Origin of the sequence: symbiont of Argiope bruennichi, from assembly GCF_051094275.1 — a bacterium.
Classification (GTDB): domain Bacteria; phylum Bacillota_I; class Bacilli_A; order Mycoplasmatales; family SG1.
The window spans coordinates 189317-201206 of the sequence record NZ_CP070274.1 but is presented as its reverse complement, the minus strand read 5'-3'; the positions used below and the strand labels follow the sequence as shown (position 1 = coordinate 201206).

Annotated in this window: 25 protein-coding genes; all 25 read right to left on the bottom strand. The window is 28.7% G+C overall.

Annotation, left to right across the window (positions count from 1 at the left end):
• Positions 1 to 28: 28 nt before the first annotated feature.
• Genes rpsK through rplD form a run of 25 tightly spaced genes read right to left on the bottom strand, consistent with a single transcriptional unit; the run spans position 29 to position 11885 of the window.
• Positions 29 to 430 carry a 30S ribosomal protein S11 gene (rpsK, locus tag JTY60_RS01025; protein WP_434414798.1) on the bottom strand — a complete coding sequence of 134 codons (402 nt, stop codon included), beginning with the start codon at positions 428 to 430 and terminating at the stop codon, positions 29 to 31.
• The gene (gene rpsM, locus JTY60_RS01020; protein WP_434414797.1) at positions 430 to 816 is read right to left on the bottom strand and encodes a 30S ribosomal protein S13; all 387 of its coding nucleotides are present in this window, start codon (positions 814 to 816) and stop codon (positions 430 to 432) included. The genes rpsK and rpsM overlap by 1 nt, the downstream gene beginning before the upstream one ends.
• Positions 817 to 843: 27 nt before the next feature.
• On the bottom strand, positions 844 to 957 hold the full coding sequence (rpmJ, locus tag JTY60_RS01015; protein WP_434414796.1) for a 50S ribosomal protein L36: 114 nt from the start codon (positions 955 to 957) through the stop codon (positions 844 to 846).
• Positions 957 to 1172: a translation initiation factor IF-1 gene (gene infA, locus JTY60_RS01010; protein WP_434414795.1), complete on the bottom strand. Its 216-nt coding sequence runs from the start codon at positions 1170 to 1172 to the stop codon at positions 957 to 959. Before infA ends, rpmJ begins: the two co-directional genes overlap by 1 nt.
• Before the next feature lie 5 nt (positions 1173 to 1177).
• Positions 1178 to 1921, bottom strand: a complete 744-nt coding sequence (gene map, locus JTY60_RS01005) for a type I methionyl aminopeptidase (protein ID WP_434414794.1) — start codon at positions 1919 to 1921, stop codon at positions 1178 to 1180.
• A 1-nt stretch (position 1922) separates the two neighbouring features.
• Positions 1923 to 2582 (bottom strand): adenylate kinase family protein, encoded by a 660-nt coding sequence (locus JTY60_RS01000; protein WP_434414793.1) that lies wholly within the window; start codon positions 2580 to 2582, stop codon positions 1923 to 1925.
• A gap of 12 nt (positions 2583 to 2594) precedes the next feature.
• A complete protein-coding gene (secY, locus tag JTY60_RS00995) occupies positions 2595 to 4031 on the bottom strand; it encodes a preprotein translocase subunit SecY (protein WP_434414792.1) in 1437 nt (478 codons plus the stop codon).
• A gap of 19 nt (positions 4032 to 4050) precedes the next feature.
• The gene (gene rplO / locus JTY60_RS00990; protein ID WP_434414791.1) at positions 4051 to 4452 is read right to left on the bottom strand and encodes a 50S ribosomal protein L15; all 402 of its coding nucleotides are present in this window, start codon (positions 4450 to 4452) and stop codon (positions 4051 to 4053) included.
• Complete coding sequence (gene rpsE, locus JTY60_RS00985; protein WP_434414790.1) at positions 4430 to 5056, bottom strand: 30S ribosomal protein S5; 627 nt, start codon at positions 5054 to 5056, stop codon at positions 4430 to 4432. The genes rplO and rpsE overlap by 23 nt, the downstream gene beginning before the upstream one ends.
• Before the next feature lie 9 nt (positions 5057 to 5065).
• Positions 5066 to 5416 carry a 50S ribosomal protein L18 gene (gene rplR / locus JTY60_RS00980; RefSeq protein ID WP_434414789.1) on the bottom strand — a complete coding sequence of 117 codons (351 nt, stop codon included), beginning with the start codon at positions 5414 to 5416 and terminating at the stop codon, positions 5066 to 5068.
• Positions 5416 to 5967, bottom strand: coding sequence for a 50S ribosomal protein L6 (rplF, locus tag JTY60_RS00975; protein WP_434414788.1), 552 nt, complete (start codon positions 5965 to 5967; stop codon positions 5416 to 5418). The genes rplR and rplF overlap by 1 nt, the downstream gene beginning before the upstream one ends.
• 2 nt (positions 5968 to 5969) lie before the next feature.
• Positions 5970 to 6368, bottom strand: a complete 399-nt coding sequence (locus tag JTY60_RS00970; protein ID WP_434414787.1) for an uS8 family ribosomal protein — start codon at positions 6366 to 6368, stop codon at positions 5970 to 5972.
• Between the two features lies 1 nt (position 6369).
• Positions 6370 to 6555, bottom strand: coding sequence for a type Z 30S ribosomal protein S14 (locus JTY60_RS00965; RefSeq protein WP_434414786.1), 186 nt, complete (start codon positions 6553 to 6555; stop codon positions 6370 to 6372).
• A 1-nt stretch (position 6556) separates the two neighbouring features.
• Positions 6557 to 7093 (bottom strand): 50S ribosomal protein L5, encoded by a 537-nt coding sequence (gene rplE, locus JTY60_RS00960; protein ID WP_434414785.1) that lies wholly within the window; start codon positions 7091 to 7093, stop codon positions 6557 to 6559.
• A gap of 4 nt (positions 7094 to 7097) precedes the next feature.
• Complete coding sequence (gene rplX, locus JTY60_RS00955) at positions 7098 to 7412, bottom strand: 50S ribosomal protein L24 (protein ID WP_434414784.1); 315 nt, start codon at positions 7410 to 7412, stop codon at positions 7098 to 7100.
• A 3-nt stretch (positions 7413 to 7415) separates the two neighbouring features.
• The gene (gene rplN, locus JTY60_RS00950) at positions 7416 to 7784 is read right to left on the bottom strand and encodes a 50S ribosomal protein L14 (protein ID WP_434414783.1); all 369 of its coding nucleotides are present in this window, start codon (positions 7782 to 7784) and stop codon (positions 7416 to 7418) included.
• Entirely contained in the window at positions 7768 to 8022 is a 255-nt protein-coding gene (rpsQ, locus tag JTY60_RS00945; protein WP_434414782.1) for a 30S ribosomal protein S17, read from the bottom strand. Before rpsQ ends, rplN begins: the two co-directional genes overlap by 17 nt.
• Positions 8006 to 8416, bottom strand: a complete 411-nt coding sequence (gene rpmC / locus JTY60_RS00940) for a 50S ribosomal protein L29 (RefSeq protein ID WP_434414781.1) — start codon at positions 8414 to 8416, stop codon at positions 8006 to 8008. The genes rpsQ and rpmC overlap by 17 nt, the downstream gene beginning before the upstream one ends.
• A gap of 2 nt (positions 8417 to 8418) precedes the next feature.
• A complete protein-coding gene (rplP, locus tag JTY60_RS00935) occupies positions 8419 to 8835 on the bottom strand; it encodes a 50S ribosomal protein L16 (RefSeq protein WP_434414780.1) in 417 nt (138 codons plus the stop codon).
• A 7-nt stretch (positions 8836 to 8842) separates the two neighbouring features.
• Positions 8843 to 9475, bottom strand: coding sequence for a 30S ribosomal protein S3 (gene rpsC / locus JTY60_RS00930; protein ID WP_434414779.1), 633 nt, complete (start codon positions 9473 to 9475; stop codon positions 8843 to 8845).
• The gene (rplV, locus tag JTY60_RS00925; protein ID WP_434414778.1) at positions 9475 to 9813 is read right to left on the bottom strand and encodes a 50S ribosomal protein L22; all 339 of its coding nucleotides are present in this window, start codon (positions 9811 to 9813) and stop codon (positions 9475 to 9477) included. The genes rpsC and rplV overlap by 1 nt, the downstream gene beginning before the upstream one ends.
• 5 nt (positions 9814 to 9818) lie before the next feature.
• Positions 9819 to 10085 (bottom strand): 30S ribosomal protein S19, encoded by a 267-nt coding sequence (gene rpsS, locus JTY60_RS00920; RefSeq protein ID WP_434414777.1) that lies wholly within the window; start codon positions 10083 to 10085, stop codon positions 9819 to 9821.
• Positions 10078 to 10944, bottom strand: coding sequence for a 50S ribosomal protein L2 (rplB, locus tag JTY60_RS00915; protein WP_434414886.1), 867 nt, complete (start codon positions 10942 to 10944; stop codon positions 10078 to 10080). The genes rpsS and rplB overlap by 8 nt, the downstream gene beginning before the upstream one ends.
• A complete protein-coding gene (gene rplW / locus JTY60_RS00910) occupies positions 10925 to 11269 on the bottom strand; it encodes a 50S ribosomal protein L23 (protein ID WP_434414776.1) in 345 nt (114 codons plus the stop codon). The genes rplB and rplW overlap by 20 nt, the downstream gene beginning before the upstream one ends.
• 1 nt (position 11270) lies before the next feature.
• Positions 11271 to 11885: a 50S ribosomal protein L4 gene (gene rplD / locus JTY60_RS00905; protein WP_434414775.1), complete on the bottom strand. Its 615-nt coding sequence runs from the start codon at positions 11883 to 11885 to the stop codon at positions 11271 to 11273.
• Between the last annotated feature and the right edge of the window lie 5 nt (positions 11886 to 11890).

The window sequence follows — 11890 nt, the reverse complement described above, 5'->3', positions numbered from 1 at the left end:
ATTGTAATTTCTTTCTTGATTGGTTTTCTTATTTTTTGTTTTTTAGTTGGCTTTTTGATAATTTACATCCATTAAAGGGAATTGGAGTGTGATCTTTAATTTTGTTAATTTTTATTCCAGAAGATTGAAAAGTTCGAAGTGAAGAATCTCTTCCAGGACCAATACCTATTAAAAAAATCGTCATTTCTTTAACACCAAATTCAATGCATAAATTGCAACACTTAATTGCTGCCTGTTGCCCTGCATACGGGGTACCTTTTTTTGTTCCCTTGAAGCCACAAGATCCAGCGCTTGCCCAAGTTACAACTTTGCCATCTTCATTGGTAACAACAATAATCGTGTTATTAAAACTACATCTAATGTGAACAATTGCGGAGTTTAAAGAAATTTTTTTCTTTTTTTTTGCTGATGATAAACGATTATTTGCCATTATTTTTTACTTTTTACCTTCTTTTTGTTAGCAATGGTTTTTCTAGGACCTTTTCTTGTTCTAGCGTTACTTTTAGTGTTTTGACCTCTTACAGGAAGGTTGTTTCGATGCCTTATCCCGCGATAACAATTAATATCTAAAAGTCTTTTAATGTCTAGACGAACTTTAGAACGAAGATTCCCTTCAATTAAAATATTGTTTTTTTCAATATATTCTTTAATTTTTAAGATTTCATTACTTGTTAGTTCTTTTACTTTTTTTTGCAAAGAAATGTTTAACTCATCAAGAATTTCTTTAGATCTAGCTTTTCCAATGCCATAAATGTAAGTTAATCCAATGTAAATATGCTTATTATCTGGAATATCAATACCAATTAATCGTGCCAATTTTTAACCTCTTTTTTTATTATAAAATTATTTTTGCCTTTGCTTGTGTTTTTTGTTTTTACAAATAACTCTAACTTTCCCTTTTCTAATTACAATCTGACAAAAAGGGCAAATTTTTTTTACTGATGCGCGAACTTTCATTATTTATACCTATATACAATTCTACCTTTTGTTAAGTCGTATGGAGATAAGTCAACTTTAACTTTATCTTTTAAAAAAACTCTAATGCCATATTTTCTCATTTTACCAGAAATATGGGCGTTAATTTTCGTTCCATTTTCTAAAAGAACTGTAAAAGTAAAATTGGGTAAGACTTCAACAATTTCTCCATTGACAGAAATAACTTCTTTTTCCATTTAAACTAACTTGTTAAAACCTCACTTCCATTTTTTTTTACTAATATTGTATGTTCAAAGTGACATGTAAGACAACCATTAGTACTTTTAACATCCCAACCATTTTTGGCAACAAAAGTATTTGAAGTAGATAAAAGTACCATTGGTTCAATAGCAATTACCATGTTTTCTTTTAAAATATCTTTACATTCTGGTTCATCATAATTGAAAATTAATGGTAAATCATGTAATTTTTTTCCAACACCATGACCACAATAATCATAGCAAGTAAAAAATCCATTTCTCATTATAACATTTTCTATGATTTTTCCAAGTTTTCTAACAGGTACTTCAGATTTTACTTCTTTAATTGCCAAATCTAGTGCTTCTTTTGTGGTTTTTAAAAGTTTTTCTTTAATATCGGCATCATTTTTACCGCAAATAAAGGAAATTGCCGCATCGGTGTGAAATCCTTGATAACAAACCCCGGCATCAATCGAAATCATATCGCCGTCTTTAAAAGGAACATCTGATGGAGTACCATGAATCATGGTGTCATTTACACTAACACAAATGCTGTGTTTATAACCATTGTAATTTAAAAAAGATGGCGTGCAATTTTTACTAATAATAATATCATTTGCAAGCAAATCTAAATTTTTGCTGGTGTTTCCAGGATAAGCATTTTCTTTTAAAGTATTTAAAAGAAATGCTAAAATTTTTCCAGAATAACGAATTTTTTCTTGATCTTTTGGTAAAATAACAGACATATTAAATATTTTCTAACTGTTGGTAAAAATCTTTTAAATCATCGTTTAAAATGACAATTTTTTTAATTTTAATGTTTTCTTCTTGATAAAAATTTAAAATACTTTGAATATTTTTTTGAAATTCTAAAAATCTTTCTTGAAAAACTTTTTCATTATCATCAATTCTTTTGGCTACTTCTCCACCACATAAGTCGCAGATGTTTTCTTTTTTAGGTTTATTTGTAAAATCATTGTAAATGGCGCCACAACTTTTACAAACTAGGCGACTTAAAATTCTTTTTTTGGCAAGTTCTAAAGAAATATCAAAAAAAACTACCGTTTTTACCAGAAAATTATTTTTTTCACAAAAATTTTTCAAATATTTAGCTTGAAATAAGGTTCTTGGAAAACCATCCAAAATAATGTTTTCTTTGTCTAAAAAATTTTGTTCTAAATTGTTTAAGTATAAAGAACAAATTAAGCTATCGGGAACTAACTTACCATTTTTAATAATGTCTTGAAGAAAAAAATCATTTGTTTTGTCAGAATTAATTTTTTTTCTTAAAAAATCACCACACCCATAATAAAAATAGTTTTTTTGTTGCTTTAAAAACTTTGCGGCAGTTCCTTTGCCGCAACCTGGTGCACCAAAAAATAAAATAAGATTGTTTTTATCAGTCATAATATTTGTTTGTTACCAAAGAAGCGATTTTTTATCTTCATCTTCAATTTTTGGATCATTTAAATTTTCTAAAGAATTATTATCATTTTCAAAATCAGAAAAATTTAATTTTCTATCGTCAACATTAATTAAAGATTTATCAGATAAAGTTGCGTATTTTTTCTGAATAATTCTTCCTTGAATTTGTGAAACGACATCGATTGCTACCCCAACCATAATAATCATTCCAGTGCCACCAATTGATAGCTGACTTGGAACCCCAATAACCATAAAAATAATGTATGGAAGGGAGGCAATGAAAGCAAGGGAAAGACCTCCTAAAAAGTTTAAACGGCTCAAAGTTCTTAAAATATAAAATTTTGTTTCCGTGCCAGGGCTAACACCTGGAATGAATGAGCCATGTCTTTGAAAATTTTTTGCAAGTTCTGTTGGTTTTATTACAATTGAAGAGTAAAAAAAGGTGAAAAGAACTACTAAGGTGAAGTACAAGATTAACGCTGGAACATAAGACATCGAAAAAAACATCTGAACCCAATAATTAGCAGTTTGATCGCTGACAAAAAATTGGGAAATAGTTAACGGAATCGACATTAACGAGGAAGCAAAAATTACTGGAATAACCCCAGAAGAGTTAATCTTTAGTAAAATATATGAATTTTCGAGATCTGATTTTTTTTTGTCCATTCCAGAACCTAATTGTTGTACTGGAATTTTTCTTACAGATTGAGTTAAGTAAATTGTCAAAATAATAATTGTTGGAAGAAGAATTAAAATAATTAAAATATTTAATACACCTAAAAATGTTTTTACGATTTGATCAGTACTATTGGGGTCAAAAGTAAAAGAAGATTTCCCGATAATGAAAAAATTTCAAGGAATATTTGCAACAATACCTGAAAAAATTATCATACTAGTACCATTACCAACTCCATGCTCTGAAATTCTATCACCCAATCAAATCGCAAAAACAGAGCCAAATAAAAGAATGATCACCGCATTAAAAAATGGAAAAAAACCCGAAGCAGTAATAAATCCTTTTGATTGCATCGCAGCAACCATTGCAAAGCCCTGAGCAATGGCAATAAAAATTGTTAAAAATCTAGCAATTAAATCTAGTTGTTTTTTCCCTCTTTCACCAGATTTTGAAAGTTTTGTTCATGAAGGGATAATGTCTGCAGATAATAATTGAACAATAATCGTTGCTAGAACATAAGGTGATACACTTAAAGAAAAAATTGAAAATTTTCTAAGATTTCCTCCACCCAGCATGGACATCATTCCAAAAAAACTATCAGTACCTGAAGCAAAACTATCTTTTTCGACATTAATTCCAGGAATGGGAATGTTGCTGCCAATTCGAAAAAAAATTAAAATTACAATCGTAAAAATAATTTTTTTTCGTAAATCTTTAAAAATTCAGCAGGATTTAATCGTTTCTAAAAGCGACATAACTAAAATAAATTTTAAGCTAATTTAAAATATTTTTTACACCTTTTGAAAGAATATCAACATTAATTTCTAGACTTTTAATTTTTGGGTTGTTGCCAATAATTTTAATTTTAAAAGGAAATTTTTTAATTAAATTTTTTTTTAAAAGAGAATCGTAATTTACAAGTTCTTTTTCTTGGAAATTTTCAATAATTTTATCGCAAGTTATTACTTGATATGAAGGTTTGGTAATTGATTTAAAACCACGCTTCGGAATTCTTCTGTAAAGTGGTGTTTGTCCCCCTTCAAAGCCAATTCTAACTTTAGATCTCGCTTTTTGACCCTTCATTCCTCTGCCACAAGTTTTACCTTTTCCCTGAGAAATGCCCCGACCTTTACGATGTTTAGTTTTAGTTTTTTTAGTTTGTAACTTGTTTAGCATTTAAATTAACCTTAACTGATTCTAATTTTTTAATTTTTATTAACTGCTCGATGGCATTAAATGTAGCTCTAATAATATTAATTTGATTTCTAGAACCATAACATTTTGAGTAAATATTTTTAATTCCTGCAATTTGAAAAATTGTTCTTACGGGGCCTCCAGCAATAATTCCTGTTCCCTTACTTGCAGGTTTTAATAAAACCATGCTAGCACCACATTTTCCAATTACCATATTAAAAATTGATTCGTCTTTGTTTACCGGAATTTTTAAATAATTTTTAACTGCTTTGTTGTTGGCTTTTTTAACAGCATTGGGAATTTCTTGAGATTTAGAATTTGCATATCCAACGCTATATTTTCCATCACCATTGACAACTAATGAAGAAAAGCGAAACCTTCTTCCACCCTTTACAACCTTAACGATTCTTTTAATTTTAATCACCCTAAATTCATTTTCAGGCTGATTTTGGGATGAAAGAGTTCTTGTTTTTTGTTTTGAAACTCAAGCTGCTTTAGATTTTAAAGTTTCTGATAAATTTTTTGAATTTTCTTGAGAATTTACAGAAGTTTCGGGTTCTTGTTTGACTTCTAGATTTTCACTCATAACTTTTTTTTAAACAAAAATGTTTAACTTTCTTAATTCTTCACAAATTGCTGCAACTTTGCCGTGATATAAGTAACCAGAGCGATCAAAAACAACTTTGTCAATTTTTTGTTCCAGAATCTTTTTGCCAAAAGTGTGAGCAACTTTAATGGCTGTATCCATATTTTTTTGATTATTTAACTTAACCTCTTTTGAAGAACAAGAAGTTAGTGTGTGGCCTTTTTCATCATCAATTAATTGCAAGTAAATATTCTTATTGCTAATAAAAACCGAAACTCTTGGTCTTTGAAAAGTCCCAAAAACTTTTTTTTTAATCCGAAAATGACGTATTTTACGAGGTGATAAATGCTTTTTTTTCATTATTTTGATACCGATTTTCCAGCTTTTCTAACAATAATTTCATCATGATACATAATCCCTTTACCTTTGTAAGGTTCTGGTTTTTTTTTATCGCGAATAATAGCTGCAAATTGACCAACTTGTTGTTTATCGTTTGAAAATAGATGAATTTCTGTTGGAGAAACTAATTTTAGTTCAATATTTTTGGGAATCTCGATAATTACTGGATGGGAAAATCCAAGGGAAAGAATTAATTTATTCTCATTAACTTGTGCTTTATAACCAACACCAACAATTTTTAATTTTTTAGAAAATTTATTTTGAACTCCATCCAACATATTTTTGACTAAAGAGTTGGTAAGACCAAATAATTGACGAACCTTTCTTTCTTGAGAATTTATGAAAGTTTGAATCGTTTTTTTATCTTGATCAATTTTTATTTCAACTTCTTTACAAAAAATTTTTTCTAAAGTTCCGTTTGGCCCAGATACCGTTAGTTTGTTAATTTTTTCATCTAAAAGACAAGAAACAGATTCTGGGAAAGTTAAAATTCTTTTACCAATTCTTGACATAACTAACTAACAGCTCCTAAAACTTCGCCACCAATTTTATTTTTAATGCAAAAAGAACCATCAGTAATTCCCTTAGAAGTTGACATAATTAAGAAACCAGAACCAGAATAATAGCGATATAAGGTTGTATAGGAAGAATAAATTCTGCAACCTGGTTTGCTAATTCTTTTCAAATTTAAAATTAGAGGGATTTTTTGAAAATATGAAAGTCTAATAACAAGTGATAAAAATCCAGTTTTTTCATCTTTTTTAACATAATAGTTATCAATAACTTTTTTATTTTTAAAAAGAATAGTGATTTCTTCTTTTATTTTTGAATATGGAACAACAATTTTTAATTTTCTTTTTAATAATGCGTTCTTAATTCTAATAAAATAATCTGCAATTGGATCGGTTAACATGTTACCAACTAGCCTTTCTAACCCCAGGAATTTCACCTTTTGATGCTAATTTACGAAAACAAATTCGACAAATCATATATTTTCTAAAAACAGAGCGAGTTCTGCCACAAATTTGACATCTTGTGTATTTTCTGGTTGAAAATTTTGGTTCTTTTTTTGCTTTTTCGATTAATGCTTTTCTTGCCATATTACTCCTTTATTGGAAAATTATAAACTTTAAAAAGTTTTAAAGTATCACTAATTGAAGAACTAGAAGTGACAATTGTAATGTCCATGCCAAAAATTCGATCAATTTTTGCAAAATCAATTTCTGGAAAAACAATATGTTCTTTAATACCAAAAGAAAAATTGCCAAACTTATTAAAAGATTTTTTATTAAAACCATCAAAATCTCTAATCCTTGGGAAAATAATGTTGATAAGTTTGTCTAAATTATCAAACATAATTTTATTTCTTAAAGTAAGTTTGATCCCGACATCCATTCCCTTACGTAATTTAAAATTGGAAACAGATTTTTTTGCTTTTGTGATGACTGGTCTTTGACCAAAAATTGTCGCAAGATCTTGAACTACTTGAGAAAAATAATTTTTATCTTTTAAATATTTTCCCATGCCAACATTAACAACAATTTTAGTAACTTTGGGAACTTCCATGATATTTGAAAATTCTTTGGATTCTAAGAGTTTTTTTCTTAAAATAACGTTGTATTTTTCTTTATTATTCATTTAATTAGTCGATAATTTTTTTACTTTTTTTAAAAATTCTTTTTTTTTTTCCTTTTTCATCAAAAATAATGCCAACTCTTGAAGGTTTTTTGGCTTTTTTATCAATAATCATGACATTTGAAAGATGAATTTTCCCTTCAAGTTCAACAATTCCACCTTCTGGATTGTCATTTGTAGGTTTTTTATGTTTTTTAATCATGTTGACTTTTTCAACAACAACATATCCATCCTTATAACTAATTTTTTTGATAATTCCTTCTTCGCCTTTGCACTTACCAGTAATTACTTTTACGGTATCGCCTTTTCTTAACTTTTGCATAAATTAAACCACCGCTTGAGAAATTGAAATAATTTTATTGTAACCAAGATCAAAAAGTTCTCTTACAACAGGACCAAAAATTCTTGTACCGTAAGGAGTTCTGTCGTCTCTGATAATAACAGCTGCATTATCAGAAAATTTAATTACTTCGCCAGTTTTTCTTCTAATTCCATGTCTTGTTCTAATAACTAAGGCTTTAACCACTTGATGATTTTTAATTTGTCCGTTTGGTAGAGCGTTTTTTACACTACAAACAATAATATCACCAATGTTTGAATATCTTTTTTTAGAACCGCCCAAATTTTTAATTACTTGAACCACTTTTGCACCGCTATTATCGGCAACAACTAATCTACTATAAGGTTGAACCATTGCTTGCCTCAACGATTGAAAGTAAACGAAATCTTTTTCTTTTAGAAATTGGACGACATTCAACAATTTTTACAATATCTAAAAGTTTTGATTCATTTTTTGGATCATGAACTAAAAATTTTTTGGTTTTCTTAATGGTTTTTTTGTATAAAGGGTGGCTCATTTGATGGACAATTTCAACAGTTACCGTTTTTTCCATCTTTTTAGCAACAACCTTGCCTTTAAATATCTTTTTCATCGGTTTCCTTTGCTTCAACAGAAATTATTTCATTTTTCATTTCGTTTTTATCTTCAATAAGTTTTGTCTCTTCAGCTTCTTTAGTTACGTTAATTGCTTTAACATCTAAAATTTCAGAATTATCTTTTTGCTCTTTTTTTGCATTTAACGCTGCTTTTTTGGGTTTATCTTTTTTATCTTTTAAATATTTCGAAATATAAGGAAGATTTTTTTCTCTAAGTGACAAAATAGTCAAAATTTGGGCAATTGTTTTGCGGGTTTTTTTAATTTTTGAAGTATCTTGAAGTTTTCCAGTCGCTTTTTGAATATTAAAAGCAAATAATTGTTGTTTTAATTCAACAATCATTGATTTTAACTCAGTTTCCGACTTATTAACTAATTCTTTTTCCAACATAACTATTTTACATCCTCTTTAGCAATAATACTTGTTTTTACCGATAATTTGTGTGATGCAAGTCTTAATGCCTCGAAAGCTAAATCCTTGGTAGTTTTAGAAATTTCAAAAATAACCGTGCCTTTTTTTACAACAGCAACCCATTTGTCAACAGAACCCTTACCACTACCCATTCGAACTTCTAAAGGTTTTTTGGTCATTGAAAAAAATGGAAAAATTCGAATTCAAAGTTTCCCTGAACGTTTTAAGTGCTTGTTGATGGCAATTCTTCCAGCTTCAATTTGATTTGAAGTAATTCATGCCCCTTCTTTTGATACCAACGCAAAATCACCAAAAGAAATTTTATTTCCTCTAGTAGCGATGCCTTCATAAGAAACTTTATGCATTTTTGGACGTTTAACTTTTTTTGGTTGTAACATGATTAAACTAATTTTCCTTTAGAACTTTTACAAACTCAACTTTTACGCCAATAATACCATAAGTTGTTTTTGCGATTGATTTTGCAAATGAGATATCACTACTAATGGTATGTAAGGGCAAAATACCAAATTGGTATTTTTCAGTTCTTGCAATATCTGCTCCATTTAGACGACCAGAAACTGAAGTTTTAATCCCATAAACTCCAGATTTTAGAGCTTTTCGAATCGCACTTTTTTGAACAACTCGAAAAGATTGACGATTTTCAATTTGACTTGCAATAAAATTTGCAATTGATTGTGCATCAATTGCTGGATTTTTAATTGGTCTTGGAATAACATTAATTTTTTTGCTATTGTCTAATTTTTTTAAACCATTTTCTAGAGCAATTAGATTTTTTTTTTCCTTACCGATTAAAAGACCAATTGCAGTTGTATAAATAACAATGTCTAGTAAATTATCAGATCTAGTTATTTCAATTGAAGAAACGATAAATCTTGGTAAAAAATTAATAATAAATCTTCTAATTTTTTTATCAAGAACTAAAAATTTTCCAATGGTTTTTTTATCAACAATTCAATTTGATTTTCAATTGATTAAACTTCCAATTCTAAAGGAAGTGGGATTAACTTTTTGACCCATTATTTAGTTTTTCTTTCTTTTAATTCAATTTTTAAGTGGCTAGATCTTTTCAAAATTTTATTTGTTCTTCCTCTAGGACCTGGGCGAAATCTTTTGATTGTTTTGGCCTCATTAACCAAAATTTTATCAACATATAAAAGTTCTGAATTTAGGCCGTGGTTATTTATTGCGTTATTAAGCGCTGAGTGAAGCGACTTCTTTAAAATTTCTGCACCCCTTTTTTGACAAAATTGTAAAACATTAATGGCTTCGGTAACATCTAAATTTCGAACAAGATCGGAAACTAAACGAAGTTTTCTTGGAGAAATTCTAATACTATAAGCGTTAAAATGTGCCATATTTTTTATTTTTTACGAGAATTTTTTAGTCCAAATTTTCTTGTCAGAGAAAATTCACCAAGTTTGTGACCAATCATTTCTTCTTTTACATAGACAGGAATAAATTCTTTCCCGTTATGAACTGCGAAAGTGTATGAAAGAAATGCAGGAATAATAACACTTCTTCGAGATCAAGTTTTAATGATCTTCTTTGAATTGTTTTTTTCTTGATTTTGAACTTTTTTTAAAAGTTTTTCGTCTACAAAATAACCTTTCTTAATACTTCTAGCCATTTTTATTTACAACATTACCTTTTCTATTTTTCAAAATAAATTTATTAGATTTATTTTTCTTTTTTCTTGTAATAACACCGTAGGCATTTTTTCCTCAAGGAGTAAGTGGATGTTTTCTACCGATGGGACTTCTTCCTTCACCACCACCATGTGGATGATCGTTTGGATTCATCGCAGATCCACGAACTGTAGGTCTTATTCCTAGGTGTCTGCTTTTACCAGCTTTGCCTAAAGAAACTAAAGATCAGTCTTCGTTTCCAACCGTACCAATTGTTGCTAGATTTTCATTTTTTATTAAACGAACCTCGCCACTTGGAAGTTTGATAATCGAAAATTTTGGATCATCACTAATCCCTAAAACTTGAGCAAAGCATCCAGCGCTTCTGACCAAATTTGCTTTGCTATTTTTGTTTAATTGAATATTATGAACTAAAGTTCCGTCAGGGATGAATTTTAATGGAACACTATTTCCTGGTTTGATATCCAAGGTTTTATCATTAAAAGAACAAATATAATCGCCCACTTTTAAATTTTTGGGGGCAATTATATAAGATTTTTTACCGTTTAGATAAGAAATTAAAGCAATAAAAGCAGTACGATTCGGATCGTACTCTATAGACACAACTTTTCCTTTAATATTATAATCATTTCTAAAAAAATCTATCATGCGATATTTTCTTTTATGAGCGTTGCCTTGATGACGAACGGTAATTTTGCCCTGATTGTTTCTTCCAGAATTTTTTTTGATAATTGTAACAAGAGATTTTTCTGGTTTTTTTTTGGTAATAACCTTCGAGTAATCTATATATGAGGTCCCTCTTTGACCAGGAGTCAAAGGTCTAACTTTTCTTATTGCCATCATTATCCTCTACTTTTTCTGATTCTTCATCATAAATGTTTAATTTCTGATCTTTATTGATGAAAACAATTACTTTTTTTTGGGCTGGTTTAAATCCTTGAAATTTTCCCATTCTTTTGTGTTTTTTTTTGGTATTTAAAACATTAACTTTTAAAACTTCAACTGAAAATAATTTTTCAAAAGCTTTTTTAATTTGTCATCTATTAGTGTTTTTATCAACATAGAAGGAATAAGCACTCGCATCATTCATTTGTTTGTAACTTTTTTCTGTTAAAATTGGTTTTTTAAATATTGAAAAAATTTGTGAAAAACTTTTATGATTCATATTAATATTTTTCCTTTAACAGATAAAAATCTTTTTCGGTAGTAAGAACAAATTTTGGTCTTAATAAATCAAAAGTGCTTACTTGGTTAATGGTTTTGTATTGTAAATTTTCAATATTTCTCGTAATCAAATATAAATTATCGTCAAATTCTTTGGTTATAAAAAGACATGTGCTAGAAATATTTAATTTTTTTAGTAAATCAGCAAAATGTTTTGTTTTTAATACTGGAAAGGAAATCTCTTTTAATAAAACTAATTTGTTATTTTGACAAATAAAGTCAATTGCGGTTTTAAAAGCCTTGTGAACCACTTTTTTATTGACTTTTTTTTGGTAATTTACATTGTTTCTAGGACCAAAAACAACGCCACCTGTTCTTCAAAGTGGTGATCTAATGCTTCCATGTCTGGCTCTACCAGTACCTTTTTGCCTTCAAGGTTTTCTGCCCCCCCCACGAACTTCACTTCGAACTTTGGTATGAGCGGTACCCTGTCTTTTTGAAGCATGTTCTGAAACAACAACTTCCTTAATAATTTTTTCATTAATTGTTTCAAAGAAAGGATTATATTCTATGTCAAAAGTTTTATCTTTTAATTGGTCAAATACTTTAATTTTCATAATAG